Consider the following 14,295-nt stretch of genomic DNA (forward strand, 5'->3'; position numbering starts at 1 on the left):
GCCGGCGCACACTCACGCCGCGCCCATCAGCCGCGCGCCGAGCGCGATCCCGCGCGCGGCGATCACTGCGCTGGCGGCGCGCTGACGGGCGTCCCAGCCGGCCAGCGCGGCATCGAACGCGGCGCCGCGTGCGACGTCGCGCACGGCTTCGGCGAGACCGACTGCGTCGTCCGCCGCTTTCGCGACGCCCGCCGCCGTGTGCGGGCGCACCATGCATGCGGCATCGCCGAGCAGCACCGCGCGCCCGACAGCCATCCGCTCGACCGCGAGATCGAGGATCGCCTGCGCGAACGGCGCGGTGGTTGCATCGACGAGCGCGGCGAGCGTCGGCGCGAGCATCCGGTCGGCGGCGTCGACGAGTTCCGCGCGGTGGTCGTCGCGCATCGCACCGGGCGGCAGCGACCCGTCGCGCTGCGTGCCGTCGCGCGTAACGAACAGCGACGGCATCCGGTCGGATGCGAGACGCCGGTACCACACCCAGTTCACGCGCCGTTTGCCCGGTTCGATCGTGCCGTCGGCGCCGGGCACCAGATAGGTCAGGAACAGATGCCGGTCGCCTTGCTGGAACGTGAACCGATCGCGCAGCAGAACGAGCACCTGCTCGGGAAGCGTGCGTTCGTCGACGAGCCCGCGCCACGCGACATAGCCCGCATACGTCGGCCGCACGTCCGGCAGCAATTGCGCGCGCACGGTCGAGCGGCCGCCGTCCGCGCCGATCAGCAGGTCGGCCGTCTCGGCGCGGCCGCTCGCGAAATGCGCGACGATCCGCTCGCCGTCCGGTTCGAACCGCTCGAACGCGTCGCCCGCGTGGATGACGCCGGCGGGCAGCGCACGCTTGAGCGCCGTGTAAATCACGTTCCAGCCCGTCTGCGTCTGCGGCATCGCGAAGCGCTGCACGATCCGGTCGTGCGCATCGACGTAGATCCGGTCGACCGACTCGACGCCGGTCTCGCGCGGCAGCGCGACGCCGCCGAACGCGAACGCGCGCTCGATCGGCGGTTGCAGCACGATGCCGCCGCCGCGGCTGTCGAGTGCGTGCGGCGATTGCTCGAAGACGCGGACGTCCCAGCCGGCCGCGCGCAGCGCGGTCGCCGCGAACAGCCCGCCGACCGATCCGCCGGCGATGACGGCCTTGCGGCCCGCTCCGTGTTCCATCCGAGGTCCCCCGATGATGCCGCGTGCGGCGGGCGTGGCGTCAGCCGGCCCAGCCGCGCAGGAAATCGACCAGCAGCGCGTTCACGCGCTCGGGCTGCTCCTCGTGCGGCAGATGCCCGCACTGCGCGATCGGCTCGGCACGCAGGTGGGTCGCCATGCCTTCCCATACGGCCTTCATGTCGAACATCTTGCCGACCGCGTAGAAATCCTCGCCCCAGATCGCCATGGTCGGGCACGCGATCCTGACGTCCGCATCGACGAGGTCCTGCTGCACGTCTTCCGCGTTCGCGCGATAGTCGGCCAGCGCGCCGCGCACGGCCCCCGGGCGCCGATACGCACGCACGTACGTGTCGAACGCATCGCCCGAGATCGCGTGCGGGTTGTAGCACCAGTCGGCGAAAAAGTAGCTGAGCCATTCGGCTTCCTTGCCGGCGATCAGCGCCTCCGGCAGGTCGGGCACCTGATGGAACAGGAAGAACCAGTACGCGCGCGCCGTTTGCGCGGTCATGTTCTGCGCGACGATGCGCGTCGGCACGTTGTCCATCACGACGAGCCGCTCGACGCGTTCGGGGAAGTCCTTCGCGAAACGCGTCGCGACGCGTGCGCCGCGATCGTGCCCGACGAGCGCGATGCGCTCGATGCCGAGCGCATCGAGCAGCGCGGCGAGATCGCGCGCCATGTTGCGCTTGTCGTAGCCGGCCGCGGGCTTGTCGGTTTCGCCGTAGCCGCGCAGGTCGGGCACGATCACGCGATAGTGCCGCGCGAGCACCGGAATCTGGAAGCGCCATGCAAAACTGGTTTCGGGGAAGCCGTGCAGCAGCACGACGACGGGCCCCGCGCCGGCATCGATGACGTGCTGGCGGATGCCGTTCGCCGTAACGGTGTGATGGGTGAGTGCGAGCGTGTCGGTCGTCATGTGGGAATCCCGGTTCGATGCGGACGGTGCGCAATACGGCTCGCGTCCGATGCTGTCCGAGCATAGGCCACGCGACGCACGCCGTGGCTGAATCGTTCTGAATCCCGGTGTGAGGCGGTGGCGCGGCGGCCGGCTCGTCGGCGGTCGTCGCGCGCATGCGTCACCGCGCCGCACCGCACGTTCAGAACGATTCAGTTCGCCGCCATGACTTTCAGGGCCGCCTTCCGTAGTCTTGTTCCCGAGCCGCCGCACGAGGCCGAAGCCCTTCGGCCGATCCGGCCGGCGGCACAACCGGAACGGACCATGCCTTACCTGATCTCGCCGGGAGCCCGCTTCGCAGTTGGCCTCCTGCACCCCCTCGTGCGCGTGCAGTCGCCCGCGCCGCCACTGATCGCGCTGGCGCGCCTGTTCGGCATCGTCGTCCGCGAGCATGCGATCCCGCTCGTGCCGGCGCCGTTGCGTGCGCTCGCCGCGCAGGCTCGCGATGCGGACCCCATCGACACAACCTCGGAAGCCACGACATGCAGCCCGCGCAAGTAACGGCAGCGGGCGCCGCGGCCCCCGATCGCGTGCGCGGCGAGGACGTGTTTCTCGCCTCGATCGCCGGCTACGTCGACACGCTCGGCTTCGTCGCGCTGTTCGGGCTCTTTACCGCGCACGTCACCGGCAACTTCATCCTGATCGGCTCGGGCCTCGCCGGGGTCGGCCAGGGCCTCATGATCAAGTGGCTCGCGTTTCCGGCGTTCATCGCGGGCATCGTCGCCGCTCGCGTGCTCGATCACCGGATGCGCGTGCGCGGGCATGGCGTGCGGGCGCGCTCGCTGTACGCACTGCAGACGATCCTGCTGGCCGGATTCATGCTCGCGGGCGTCGCGGCGTCGCCGATCGGCAGCGCCGATGCGCCCGCGACGATCGTCTGCGGGCTGCTGGGCGCGGCGGCAATGGGCATGCAGAACGCGCACGGCCGGCTGACCGCGCGCACCGTCGTCGCGAACACCGTGATGACCGGCAACGTCACGCAGGCGGTCATCGATGCATTCGACTGGCTGGTGCCGATCGCCGCGCCGGCCGAACGGGAAGCCGCACGCGCGCGGCTGCGACGCACGTTGCCGCCGGTGGTCGGGTTCGCGCTCGGCGCGGGCGCCGGGGCGAGCGCCTACGTGTACGCCGGGTTCTGGACACTGGTGTTGCCACTCGCGGCGCTGGGTTTCCTCACCTGGCGCTCCGGCCGGACCGGCGAACCGTCCGCGTCGCGCTGAGCGCGGATTCCGTACGCGGCGTGGGCTGCGTGCGCGACCGGGGCGGCGGCGAAGCCGCGCTGCGTTTCTTCATTTCCTTCAACGCTGATTTCGAGAACGGCTCGATGCAGGTCCGTCAGCGCGAGACCGCTCGACCGTTCGCAGAAAGCGCAGCGTTACGCGGGCGTGGTGAACCGATCGACGAGGTCGTGGTGACCGAGCTGTTCGACCCACCAGCGGAGCGCGCGCCCGGCTTCGTCGGTGCGCCACGCGATATAGCAATGGGTCGTGTCGCGCATGCCGGTGACTTCCCGCGCGACCAGCTTGCCTTGCGCGATCGCGGGCGCCGCGATGCAGTCCGGGAGCGTACCCACCGCGAGCCCTTCGCATTGCGCGGCCAGTTTTGCCGCGAGCGTCGGCACCGCGAGATACGGTTGGCCGGCATCAGTCGCGACCGACTGCGGCTGAAGCTCGCGGGACGTGTCGGAGATCACCGCGCCGCGATACTCGACGATCGACGCCATCGACAGCGGTTCGGGCAGTGCAGCGAGCGGATGGGTCGGAGCGACCGCGAATACGTGCCGGAGCGTGCCAATGGGCTGCGCCACGATATCCGGCAGTTCCGGCGGCTCGCCCGCCGCGCCGACGATCAGATCGGCCCGCCGCGAGATCAGCGCATCCCAGGTGCCGCCGAGCACTTCGGTGGAGAGTCGCAGTCGCGTGTCCATGTCAAGTGCGTAGAACGCGTGGACGTATGGCCACATCATGTCGAAGGGCAGTATCTCGGCGATGCAGACGCGGACTTCGGTTTCCCAACCTTGCTGCGCGCGCTGCGCTTTCCGTTCAAGCTGTTCGGCGGCACGAAGCAGACGACGGCCTTCCTCGACGACGACGCGGCCCGCGCGTGTGAGCTTCGCACGACGCCCGCTGCGATCGAACAACGCGACGTCGAGATCGCTCTCGAGCTTTTGTACGAGATAGGTCAGTGCGGACGGCACGCGGTGCACCAACTCCGCCGCGTCGGCAAACGTACCGGTGCGATCGATCGCGTCCAGTGCCTCGAGTGCTTCGAAAGACAGTTTCATGACGAGTTTCGCTACGACAAGGGCATCAGGCGGTGTCGCGCCGTCGAGCGACACTCAATCCAATACTGTTCACAACGGTTCGTCATCCGATGTACCGACGCACGCAAGCATGCACGCCGACGGCCGGGCCGCCGCCGCGTTCGCGCGACGTCCGCCTGTCACGTCGGTGTCGATTCGCGGTGCTTCGCGGCAGCGTCGGCGTGTGCGCCGGGCAGCGCGCCGAACATGTGCTGGCTGCACTTCGCGTCGCGCCATGCGGTTCCCAGTCGGATGCCGTCGAACATCCGTCGCACCACGGGAAGAATCTGTTCGCCGGCCAGAATGCCGAGCAGGCCGACCAGGGCGATGGCGGGCGGCGCCGGCGATTGCACGCCGATCAGCGCGTAGACGACGCCGGCGAGGATGCCGGCGAGAAGCGAAGCAATGTACGGTTTCATAGGTCTGGAATGGAATGACGGCCGTTAAAAAATACGGATAAATACCGGTCTGGCGTCGATCCGAAAGTCTTGGGCCAGCCTATCAGGTCTGCGTGTTCGTCGTTAGCCGATTCAATGAAATTCAGATCTTTTCAGTCTGAATTCAGAGCGTGGCGAGAATCAGAACAATTAACTGGTGCGGTCGAAATTTCGCGTATTGAATGACGCAGGCCGACTGCCGACGCTTCCGATATAGCGCATTGGATGCCTCGCGGATGCGTCGGCCAGGCAAGCCTCATTTTTCTCCGCGTCAAAGGACATCACCACCATGAGCAATCCGAAACTTGAAGTACTTACTCCGCACAACAGCCAGCTGATCTTCATCGATCAGCAGCCGCAGATGGCGTTCGGCGTGCAGTCGATCGACCGCCAGACGCTGAAGAACAACGTCGTCGGGCTCGCGAAGGCCGCGAAGGTCTTCAACATCCCGACCACGATCACGACGGTCGAAAGCGAGAGCTTCTCGGGCCACACCTATCCCGAGCTGCTCGACGTGTTCCCGAACCAGAAGACGCTCGAACGCACGTCGATGAACTCGTGGGACGACCAGAAGGTGCGCGACGCGCTCGCCGCGAACGGCCGCAAGAAGGTGGTCGTGTCGGGCCTGTGGACCGAAGTCTGCAATACGACGTTCGCGCTGTGCGCGATGCTCGAAGGCGACTACGAGATCTATATGGTCTCCGACGCATCGGGCGGCACGACGCAGGCTGCGCACGATATCGCGATGCAGCGCATGGTCCAGGCCGGCGTCGTGCCGGTCACGTGGCAGCAGGTCCTGCTCGAATGGCAACGCGACTGGGCACGCCGCGAGACGTATGACGCGGTGATGGCGATCGCGAAGGAGCATTCGGGCGCCTACGGGATGGGCGTGGACTACGCGTACACGATGCTCCACAAGGCACCGCAGCGCACCGCGACGCCGCACGAGTCGATTGCGCCCGTTCCGGCGAAGTAAGCGCGGACGACCGGCAACCGCCAATGCCGGTGCTGCGGGTTCGATGTGAACGCGTCGCATGGGCTTCCTTGCCGCGGGCGGCGGACGTGAGCGAAACGCGCATGCCGCCCGCGGCACGCAGGTCGGAACACCGTGCCTGCATTTGAAATTGTCCGGGAGATTTATTGCATGGAACCTTATCTGGTTTCCCTTGGCGCGGGTGTGCTGATCGGTGTGATTTACAGCGCCATCAAGGTTCGCTCTCCCGCGCCGCCGCTGATTGCGCTGGTCGGGTTGCTCGGCATGCTGATCGGCGCGCAAGCCTTACCCCCCGTGAAACAACTCTTTGGCTTCTGATCAACAAGAGGTGATGCATATGACCGCAACCGTGACCCAACCGGATCTGATCCTGCATAACGGACGATTCACGACGCTCGATCGCGCGAACCCCGTCGCGACGGCGGTCGCGATTGCCGCCGGACGCTTCGTCGCCGTCGGCAGCGAAGCGGACGTGATGCCGCTCGCGGGCCGCGCGACGAAGGTGGTCGATCTCGGCGGCCGCGGCGTGCTGCCGGGTCTGATCGACAACCACTGCCACGTGATTCGTGGCGGACTGAACTACAACATGGAACTGCGCTGGGACGGCGTGCCGTCGCTTGCGCTCGCGATGGAGATGCTCAAGCAGCAGGTCGCGATCACGCCGGCGCCGCAGTGGGTGCGCGTGGTCGGCGGCTTCACCGAACATCAGTTCGTGGAGAAGCGGCTGCCGACGATCGAAGAACTGAACGCAGTCGCGCCCGATACGCCGGTATTCATCCTGCACCTGTACGATCGCGCGCTGCTGAACGCGGCGGCGCTGCGGGTGGTCGGCTACACGAAGGACACGCCGGAGCCGCCGGGCGGCACGATCCTGCGCGACGCCGCAGGCAACCCGACGGGCCTCCTGCTCGCGAACCCGAACGCGACGATCCTCTACGCGACGCTCGCGAAAGGCCCGAAGCTGCCGTTCGAGTATCAGTACAACTCGACGCGCCATTTCATGCGCGAGCTGAACCGGCTCGGCGTGACGGGCGTGATCGACGCGGGCGGCGGCTCGCAGAATTACCCCGACGATTACGAAGTGATCCGCAAGCTGCACGACGCGGGCGAGATGACGATCCGGATCGCGTACAACCTGTTCACGCAGAAGCCGAACGCGGAGAAGGAAGACTTCGTGAACTGGACGAAGAGCGTCAAGTACCACGACGGCACCGACTACTTCCGCAACAACGGCGCGGGCGAGATGCTGGCGTTTTCCGCGGCCGACTTCGAAGACTTCCGCGTCGCGCGGCCGGACCTGCCCGCGCAGATGGAGGACGACCTCGAAGGCGTCGTGCGCGTGCTCGCGGAAAACCGTTGGCCGTGGCGCATGCACGCGACCTATGACGAAACGATCAGCCGCGCGCTCGACGTGTTCGAGAAGGTCAACGAAGACATCCCGCTCGAAGGGCTGAACTGGTTCTTCGATCACGCGGAAACGATCACCGAGCAATCGATGGACCGGATCGCCGCGCTCGGCGGCGGTATCGCGGTGCAGCACCGGATGGCGTACCAGGGCGAATACTTCGTCGAGCGCTACGGCGCGCAAGCCGCGGAGGCGACGCCGCCGGTCGCGAAGATGCTCGGCAAGGGGCTCAAGGTGTCGGCCGGCACCGACGCGACGCGCGTCGCGTCGTACAACCCGTGGGTGTCGCTTGCATGGCTCGTGACGGGCAAGACGGTCGGCGGCCTGAGGATGTATCCGCAGCGCAACCTGCTCGATCGCGAAACCGCGCTGCGGATGTGGACCGAGTACGTGACGTGGTTCTCGAACGAGGAAGGCAAGAAAGGACACATCGCGGTGGGGCAGCTTGCCGACTTGGTCGTCCCGGATCGCGATTTCTTCGGGTGCGCGGAGGACGATATCGCCGCCACGACCGCGTTGCTGACGGTGGTCGACGGGAAGATCGTATGGGGCGCGGGGCCGTTCGCGTCGCACGACGCACCGATCCCGCCGGCGATGCCGGACTGGTCGCCGGTGCGCGAGTTTGGAGGCTATGGCGGCTGGGGCGCGACGCAGCGCAGCGGCGCGCCGCTGCAACGCGCGGCGGCCGCCGCGATGTGCGCCTGCGCGAACGAATGCAACGTTCACCAGCATGCGCACGCGGGCGCATGGGGCCGCACGTTGCCGACGTCGGACGCGAAGGGCTTCTGGGGCGCGTTCGGGTGCTCGTGCTGGGCAGTCTGATATCGCGTGCCCACCGCTCGCGACTCCCCGAAATGGGTCCGCACGCTGCCGCTCGCGGTGCTCGGGTTTCTCGCCTGTCGTCCGGGCCGCCCGGATGAGTCGCCTGCATCCCGCTGAATCAGAATCCGCGCGCGGCGCCAGGCCGCGCGCGTCAACATCACGGAGAAAACCGATGAATTCATTCAACCTGCGCAACCTGCTGCGCATCACCGTCGCGGCGTCGGCCGTGCTCGCCGCGCTGCTGGCCGGCACGCCGGCGCTCGCCGACGAAACCCACCTCGACGACATCGCGTCGCCGGCCGCCGCGGCGCGGTCGCCGGCCATTGCGGTCGGCCCGCAGTACGACACGACGCACGTATGCGTCGCCCCCGAAGATTTCGACCGCTTCACCGACAGCTTCGTCGCGACCTTCGGCGGCAAGAAGTCGAAGCAGGGTGTGTTCCAGGTCACGCCGACGCCGAGCCAGACGATGTCGCAGCTCGTGCTGACGCCGGTCGGCACGATCTCGGTGTTCGGCTTCAAGACGCCGATCCCGTATCCGTTCTGCGAGGAACGCACCGGCTATCTCGTGACCGACATGGACGTCGCGGTGAAGTCGGCGCGCGCACATGGCGCGGACATCGTCGTATCGACGTTCCCCGATCCGATCGGGCGCGACGCGATCGTTCGCTGGCCGGGCGGCGTGAACATGCAGCTGTACTGGCATACGCAGGCGCCGAACTACGACGCGCTGCAGACGGTGCCGGAGAATCGCGTGTACGTGTCGCCGGAAAGCGCGAGCAAGCTCGCACGCAATTTCGCCGCGTTCTCGCACGGCAAGATCGTGTCGGATGTGCGCCATGCGCCGGGCATCGAGATCGGCCGGCCGAACGACACGTACCGCCGCATTCGCATCGAATCGGGCTTCGGCAAGATGACCGTGCTCGCGACCGACGGCCACCTGCCGTACCCGTTCGGGCGTGAAATGACCGGCTACGAAGTGGCCGATCTCGCCGCGACGCTGAAGCAGGCCGAAGCCGCGGGCGTGACGGTGCTGGTGCCGCCGTTCAAGTCGGACGGCCGCGACGCGGCGCTCGTGCAGTTCCCGGGCGGCTACGTCGCCGAAATCCACGCGCGGTCGAAATGACGGTACGCCGGCCGATGAAGCGATCGTGGCGCGGCGCGCTGCCGTGCGTCGTGCTGGCGGGCGGCGCCGCGTTGCATGCGGGTTCGGCCGTCGGCGCGGAGGCCGATGCCGGTGTGACGGCGGCCGGCGCGGCCGCGTCGCCGGCTGCCGCCGCGGCGTCGTGCACCGCGAAACGCCCGACGGTGTCGTTCAACCGCTGGCAGGAAGACTGGTCGGTGCTCGCGAATCCGTGCGTGCCGCGCAAGCCGTTCGACGCGCTGAAATACATACGGCTCGGCGACGATCCGTCGACCTACCTGTCGCTCGGCGCGAACCTGCGCGAGCGCTTCGAACTGAACAACGCGCCGCTGTTCGGCCTCGGCGCCGCGCACGACGACAATTACGTGATCCAGCGCGCGAACGTGCACGCGGACCTGCGCTATCGCGGGCACTTCCAGGCGTTCGTGCAGTTCGTCGATGCGCGGCCGTTCGGCAAGGACACGGTCGGCCCGGTCGACAAGGATCAGCTCGACCTCGAGCAGGCGTTCGTCGCGTACGTCGATCAACTGGGGCCGGGCACGTTCAAGACGCGGATCGGCCGGCAGGAGATGGCGTTCGACTTGCAGCGTTTCGTATCGGTGCGCGACGGTCCGAACGTGCGGCAGGCGTACGACGGACTGTGGACCGATTACGAAATCGGCAAATGGCGGCTGATCGGTTATGTGACGCGCCCGGTGCAGTATCGCAATGCGGCCGTGTTCGACGACGTGTCGAACCGGCACCTGCGATTCGACGGCGTGCGCGTCGAGCGCACCGGCACGGGGCCCGGCGACCTGTCCGCGTACTGGTCGCGCTATACGCGCGACAACGCGCGCTATCCGGATGCGTCCGGCACCGAGCGGCGCGACGTGTTCGACATGCGCTACGCGGGCAAGACCGACGGGTTCGACTGGGACGTCGAGGCGATGCTGCAGACCGGCCACGTCGGACAGGACACGCTCGGCGCGTGGGCGTTCGGCGCGTTGGGCGGCTACACGTTCGCGAAGACGGCCGGCACGCCGCGCATCGGCATCCAGGTCGACGGTGCATCGGGCGACGCGCATCCGGGCGACGGGCGCGTCGGCACGTTCAACCCGATGTTTCCGAACGGCTATTACTTCACGCTCGCCGGTTATACCGGGTACAGCAACCTGATCCACGTGAAGCCGTCGCTGACGTTCAAGCCGGCCAGCTCGGTGACGGTGCTCACCGCCGTCGGCTTCCAGTGGCGGCAGACGACGGCCGACGCGATCTACGGGCAGGGGATGTCGGCGGTGCCGGGCACGGCGGGCAAGGGCGGCGCGTGGACGGGGATGTACGCGCAGGCGCGCGTCGACTGGCTCGTGAACGCGAACGTCGCGCTCGCGCTCGAAGCCGTGCACTTCCAGCTCGGCTCGTCGATTCGCGCACTCGGCGCACGCAACGCCGACTACGTCGGGATGGAAGCGAAGTTCGGCTGGTGACGCATGGCATCGCTCCGCGCCGCCCGTCTCAGGGCTGCGCGCGAGCGAGCGATTCGACGAAATCGATGAACGCGGTCACGCGCTTCGAGCCGCGCTGGTTCGGCAGGTACAGCGCGGTGATCACCGCGCGCGCCGAGCCCGGCGTTACATCGTATTGATCGAACAGCCGTTGCAGGCGGCCGGCTTCGAGGTCCGTATCGACCAGCCAGTCGGGCAGCAGCGCGATGCCGGCGCCGTCGAGCGCGGCCTCGCGCAGCACTTCGCTGTGGTTCGATTTCAGCCGCCCGGTGACGACGACCTGCGTCGTGCGTTGCGCGCCCACGAACGTCCACGTCTGCTGGTCGACGCCGAAATGAAAGCGCAGGCACGCGTGATCGACCAGCTCGCCCGGCGTCGCGGGCGTGCCGTGCGCGTCGAGGTAGGCGCGGCTCGCGACCACGTAGCGCCGGAACGTGCCGAGCGGCCGCGCGACGACTTCCGCGGTCGGCGCCGCGTCGCCGAGCCGGATCGCGACGTCGATTCGGGCGGACACGAGATCGACGCGTTCGTCGGTGAGCTGCAGGTCGAGGTCGAGCTTCGGATGGCGCGCGACGAACGCGGCGACGTGCGGCGCGAGGCGGCGCAGCCCGTAGGCGACCGGGACCGACACGCGCAGCGGGCCGGACGGCGCGTCGCCGCGGTCGGCCACCAGCGCGTCGGCATCGGCGAGTTCGCCGAGCACGCGTTTCGCCCGCGCATAGTAGACGGCGCCCGCGTCGGACAGCGTGACCTGCCGCGTCGTGCGGTTCAGCAGCACGGTGCCGAGCGACGCCTCGAGCGCGTCCACCGCGCGCACGACCGACGAAGCGGCGAGATCGAGCCGGCGCCCCGCGCTCGAGAAGCCGCCGGCTTCCGCGACTTCGACGAAGGCGCGCAGCGCGGAGAATTTGTCCATGGGGTCGCCTCGGTGCAGGTCGTCACGTCGTGTTGCATGCGGATCGCATTCTAGCGCCGGCCGGTGCGGCCGCCGCGCGCGCGTGCCGGGTCTTCAGGACAATTCAGGCGCCGCGCGGGATTTTCGCGAAGGCGCCCGATAAGCTGCGCGACATCGCGTGTTGCACGGGTCGCGCCGTTCGTGGCCGGGCGCGCGCACGGTTCGTCACGGAGATCGCATGAAGACCCTGTTCCAACACGCGTGCGTCGCGCAGGCGGCCCGTTTGCTGATCGTGGCTGCCTGCGCAGGCCTGTTGGCGCGTGCGGCGTTTGCGCAAGCCGGCGTGCAGCCCGACGCCCACGCCAATGCGCAACCCGAAACGCAATCCACCACGCCAGCCGCTGCCGCGGGCCGGCAGCCCCCCGGCTTCTATCGGCAGAAGATCGGCGACTTCACGGTGATCGCGCTGTCCGACGGCACCCATCCGTTTCCGGTAGACACGGTGTTCCGCGACATCTCGAAGGACGAGATCCGGCGCGATCTCGATCGCGCCTTCCTGGAGCCGTCCGTGCAGGGGTCGATCAACGCGTTCCTGGTCGATACCGGATCGAAGCGGATTCTCGTCGATGCGGGCGCCGGCACGCTGTACGGCGACTGCTGCGGCAAGCTGCTCGACGACCTGCGCGCGGCCGGCTACGCGCCCGCGCAGATCGACGAAGTGCTGCTCACGCACCTGCACAAGGACCATGTCGGCGGTATTGCGTCGAATGGCGTAATGACGTTTCCGAATGCCATCGTGCGGGTGAACGCGGTCGAGGCCGCGTACTGGCTCGATCCGGCCAACAAGGCGCACGCGCCGGCGTTCCTCGCGTCGTTCTTCGATGCGGCGGCCGCGGCGGTCGCGCCTTACGTCGCGGCCGGCCGCTTCAAGACGTTTCGCGGCGACGCGACGCTCGCGCCCGGCATTCGCGCGGTGCCGATGCCCGGCCATACGCCGGGCCATACGGCCTATCTGATCGAGAGCGGCCACGCGGGCCTGCTCGCGTGGGGCGACATCGTGCACGTGGCGGCGATCCAGTTGCGCGACGTCGACGCGACGGTCCAGTACGACAGCGATGCCGGCACGGCCCGCCGCACGCGGCGCGACACGCTGAAGCGCGTCGCCGATTGGCGCTATCTCGTCGGCGCCGCGCATATCGCGTTTCCCGGGCTTGGCCACCTGCGCCGGGACGGTGCGCAATACGACTGGGTGCCGGTGAACTACGACGCGACGCCGGTGCGGTGACGAAAATGCCGTCACATCGCTCCTCTGACGGCCGACGACATCGGCGAGGCCACGTCCGTGGCGACATGCGCACGCTGCGGCATTCTGTAGGACGACGCGCCACGATGTGAATCGCTCACGCGCGTGGCGTGTCCCGATCCGGCTTCGACGGAAGTCACTACCGTCCGGTTCTTGATCGCGAGTCCGAGATACCGCGACGACACGTCCAGCACACATCCAGCAAAATCAACCGTCATTTCGTTGTTTCCCCTGCATTCGTATTCGTATCGGCAAAATCTTCGTCAAGCTGCGCACGGCGTGAGCGTCGCCGCCTGCGTCGCTGCCATCCGGGCCATGTTCGGTACAGCCGCCATTGCACCCACCTCGTCGCGCTGCTCGCCGAAGGCGTCGAGCAAATACTCGGTCAATTTGCGCACCCGCGCGGGGAGATTGCGTCTGGACCGGTAAACGAGAGAGGCTTCCAGTGGCGCCACCTGCCACACATCGAGCGCACGCACGAGTTCGCCGCGATCGAGCGCCGCTTGTGCGAGCTGGCTGGGCAGGATGGCTACCCCCTCGCCGTCGACGGCCGCCGCGAGCAGCGCATGAGGACAATTCGTGCGCAGCGCCGCGCGCGCGCCAAGCGACACACACTCGCCGGATGCTGCATGGCTGAGCGTCCATACCGAATGCTGCGTGCCCGTCGCGAGGCAAGCTTCGGCAGGCACATCCAGCGGGTGAGCGAGAGCGTTGGTCCGTTCGAGCCAGGCAGGGCTCGCATAGAGCCCGAGCGGCACGGCCGCGAGCGATCGCGCGATGCACGACGACGGCGCCGAGCGCCCGACGACGATCGCGAGGTCTGCAAGATCGCCGAGCGTGTCGGCCAGATGGTCGACGCGCCGCACGTCGACCCGTACTTTCGGCCAGGCGCGCATGAAGCGGACCAGGACGGAAGTGAGGCGGGCGGTATCGAAGATTGCCGGCACCTCGATGCGGACGTTCCCCGCGCAATCGCCGGCTTCGTCGCTGCCGGTACGCGCGAGTTCCTCATAGGAGGACAGAACGCCCGTGACGCGCTCCAGCACCGCATGGCCCGCCGTCGTCAACGCGACGCGGCGCGTGGTCCGGTTGAAGAGCTGCACACCGAGCATCGTTTCAAGATCCTGCACCGCGCGGCTCACCGACGGTACGCCAAGATTGGTGGCGTCCGCTGCCCGCGTGAAACTGCCGTGGTCCGCCACTGCCTTGAATACCTCCAGCGCTTTCAGACGCTCCATCTCGACCTCCGATCATTGATTGGCTTGCATGGAGCCATGTTGGCGGGCAGACGCGCATCGGGCCAGTTACGACTTGTTAAGCGTTGCTAAGTCGGCGCCCGGATCCGCGCCAATCCTCACCGGCTGCAGCAAAGCGGGTTTTTTTTAAGATCTTTTAAGGGCGC

General features: G+C 67.9%; 14 protein-coding genes. 8 read left to right on the top strand and 6 right to left on the bottom strand.

Translation table 11 applies throughout. The features are described 5' to 3' along the window. Nucleotides 1-12 precede the first annotated feature (12 nt). Both BLS50_RS30045 and BLS50_RS30050 read right to left on the bottom strand, forming a co-directional pair. Nucleotides 13-1,155, bottom strand: coding sequence for an FAD binding domain-containing protein (locus tag BLS50_RS30045; protein WP_074806917.1), 1,143 nt, complete (start codon nucleotides 1,153-1,155; stop codon nucleotides 13-15). 40 nt (nucleotides 1,156-1,195) lie between these two features. Beyond that, nucleotides 1,196-2,071, bottom strand: a complete 876-nt coding sequence (locus tag BLS50_RS30050; protein ID WP_074806921.1) for an alpha/beta fold hydrolase — start codon at nucleotides 2,069-2,071, stop codon at nucleotides 1,196-1,198. 303 nt (nucleotides 2,072-2,374) lie between these two features. On the opposite strand from BLS50_RS30050, the gene BLS50_RS30055 reads away from it, so the two are divergent. Together BLS50_RS30055 and BLS50_RS30060 are read left to right on the top strand one after the other, a co-directional pair. Continuing rightward, complete coding sequence (locus BLS50_RS30055; RefSeq protein WP_074806924.1) at nucleotides 2,375-2,611, top strand: DUF1427 family protein; 237 nt, start codon at nucleotides 2,375-2,377, stop codon at nucleotides 2,609-2,611. Further along, complete coding sequence (locus BLS50_RS30060; protein WP_074806927.1) at nucleotides 2,593-3,330, top strand: YoaK family protein; 738 nt, start codon at nucleotides 2,593-2,595, stop codon at nucleotides 3,328-3,330. The genes BLS50_RS30055 and BLS50_RS30060 overlap by 19 nt, the downstream gene beginning before the upstream one ends. A gap of 155 nt (nucleotides 3,331-3,485) precedes the next feature. Here the strand turns inward: BLS50_RS30060 and BLS50_RS30065 are convergent, their stop codons facing one another. Continuing rightward, nucleotides 3,486-4,394 (bottom strand): LysR family transcriptional regulator, encoded by a 909-nt coding sequence (locus BLS50_RS30065; protein ID WP_074806929.1) that lies wholly within the window; start codon nucleotides 4,392-4,394, stop codon nucleotides 3,486-3,488. 158 nt (nucleotides 4,395-4,552) lie between these two features. Continuing rightward, a complete protein-coding gene (locus BLS50_RS30070) occupies nucleotides 4,553-4,831 on the bottom strand; it encodes a XapX domain-containing protein (RefSeq protein WP_074806934.1) in 279 nt (92 codons plus the stop codon). Nucleotides 4,832-5,138: 307 nt separating this feature from the next. On the opposite strand from BLS50_RS30070, the gene BLS50_RS30075 reads away from it, so the two are divergent. From BLS50_RS30075 to BLS50_RS30095, 5 genes are all read left to right on the top strand, one after another. Further along, on the top strand, nucleotides 5,139-5,825 hold the full coding sequence (locus BLS50_RS30075) for a hydrolase (RefSeq protein WP_011545683.1): 687 nt from the start codon (nucleotides 5,139-5,141) through the stop codon (nucleotides 5,823-5,825). 168 nt (nucleotides 5,826-5,993) lie between these two features. Then, complete coding sequence (locus tag BLS50_RS30080; protein ID WP_012337465.1) at nucleotides 5,994-6,161, top strand: DUF1427 family protein; 168 nt, start codon at nucleotides 5,994-5,996, stop codon at nucleotides 6,159-6,161. A 19-nt stretch (nucleotides 6,162-6,180) separates the two neighbouring features. After that, nucleotides 6,181-8,070 carry an amidohydrolase gene (locus tag BLS50_RS30085; RefSeq protein WP_074806937.1) on the top strand — a complete coding sequence of 630 codons (1,890 nt, stop codon included), beginning with the start codon at nucleotides 6,181-6,183 and terminating at the stop codon, nucleotides 8,068-8,070. Nucleotides 8,071-8,242: 172 nt separating this feature from the next. After that, the gene (locus tag BLS50_RS30090; protein WP_074806941.1) at nucleotides 8,243-9,196 is read left to right on the top strand and encodes a VOC family protein; all 954 of its coding nucleotides are present in this window, start codon (nucleotides 8,243-8,245) and stop codon (nucleotides 9,194-9,196) included. 14 nt (nucleotides 9,197-9,210) lie between these two features. Further along, nucleotides 9,211-10,677, top strand: coding sequence for an alginate export family protein (locus BLS50_RS30095; RefSeq protein ID WP_011545680.1), 1,467 nt, complete (start codon nucleotides 9,211-9,213; stop codon nucleotides 10,675-10,677). Between the two features lie 28 nt (nucleotides 10,678-10,705). Here the strand turns inward: BLS50_RS30095 and BLS50_RS30100 are convergent, their stop codons facing one another. Continuing rightward, complete coding sequence (locus BLS50_RS30100) at nucleotides 10,706-11,611, bottom strand: LysR family transcriptional regulator (protein WP_011545679.1); 906 nt, start codon at nucleotides 11,609-11,611, stop codon at nucleotides 10,706-10,708. A 217-nt stretch (nucleotides 11,612-11,828) separates the two neighbouring features. Between BLS50_RS30100 and BLS50_RS30105 the strand changes: the two genes are divergently transcribed. Then, entirely contained in the window at nucleotides 11,829-12,875 is a 1,047-nt protein-coding gene (locus BLS50_RS30105) for an MBL fold metallo-hydrolase (RefSeq protein WP_074806946.1), read from the top strand. Nucleotides 12,876-13,156: 281 nt separating this feature from the next. Here BLS50_RS30105 and BLS50_RS30110 read toward each other — a convergent pair whose 3' ends face one another. After that, nucleotides 13,157-14,131 (bottom strand): LysR family transcriptional regulator, encoded by a 975-nt coding sequence (locus BLS50_RS30110; RefSeq protein WP_074806948.1) that lies wholly within the window; start codon nucleotides 14,129-14,131, stop codon nucleotides 13,157-13,159. Between the last annotated feature and the right edge of the window lie 164 nt (nucleotides 14,132-14,295).

The organism is Burkholderia orbicola (genome assembly GCF_900100915.1).
Lineage (GTDB): Bacteria > Pseudomonadota > Gammaproteobacteria > Burkholderiales > Burkholderiaceae > Burkholderia > Burkholderia orbicola.

What these genes read in the sequence shown, in the direction of transcription:
- BLS50_RS30045 (WP_074806917.1), bottom strand. Translation starts at nt 1,155, where the DNA reads ATGGAACACGGAGCGGGCCGCAAGGCCGTCATCGCCGGCGGATCGGTC.
- BLS50_RS30050 (WP_074806921.1), bottom strand. Translation starts at nt 2,071, where the DNA reads ATGACGACCGACACGCTCGCACTCACCCATCACACCGTTACGGCGAAC.
- BLS50_RS30055 (WP_074806924.1), top strand. Translation starts at nt 2,375, where the DNA reads ATGCCTTACCTGATCTCGCCGGGAGCCCGCTTCGCAGTTGGCCTCCTG.
- BLS50_RS30060 (WP_074806927.1), top strand. Translation starts at nt 2,593, where the DNA reads ATGCAGCCCGCGCAAGTAACGGCAGCGGGCGCCGCGGCCCCCGATCGC.
- BLS50_RS30065 (WP_074806929.1), bottom strand. Translation starts at nt 4,394, where the DNA reads ATGAAACTGTCTTTCGAAGCACTCGAGGCACTGGACGCGATCGATCGC.
- BLS50_RS30070 (WP_074806934.1), bottom strand. Translation starts at nt 4,831, where the DNA reads ATGAAACCGTACATTGCTTCGCTTCTCGCCGGCATCCTCGCCGGCGTC.
- BLS50_RS30075 (WP_011545683.1), top strand. Translation starts at nt 5,139, where the DNA reads ATGAGCAATCCGAAACTTGAAGTACTTACTCCGCACAACAGCCAGCTG.
- BLS50_RS30080 (WP_012337465.1), top strand. Translation starts at nt 5,994, where the DNA reads ATGGAACCTTATCTGGTTTCCCTTGGCGCGGGTGTGCTGATCGGTGTG.
- BLS50_RS30085 (WP_074806937.1), top strand. Translation starts at nt 6,181, where the DNA reads ATGACCGCAACCGTGACCCAACCGGATCTGATCCTGCATAACGGACGA.
- BLS50_RS30090 (WP_074806941.1), top strand. Translation starts at nt 8,243, where the DNA reads ATGAATTCATTCAACCTGCGCAACCTGCTGCGCATCACCGTCGCGGCG.
- BLS50_RS30095 (WP_011545680.1), top strand. Translation starts at nt 9,211, where the DNA reads ATGAAGCGATCGTGGCGCGGCGCGCTGCCGTGCGTCGTGCTGGCGGGC.
- BLS50_RS30100 (WP_011545679.1), bottom strand. Translation starts at nt 11,611, where the DNA reads ATGGACAAATTCTCCGCGCTGCGCGCCTTCGTCGAAGTCGCGGAAGCC.
- BLS50_RS30105 (WP_074806946.1), top strand. Translation starts at nt 11,829, where the DNA reads ATGAAGACCCTGTTCCAACACGCGTGCGTCGCGCAGGCGGCCCGTTTG.
- BLS50_RS30110 (WP_074806948.1), bottom strand. Translation starts at nt 14,131, where the DNA reads ATGGAGCGTCTGAAAGCGCTGGAGGTATTCAAGGCAGTGGCGGACCAC.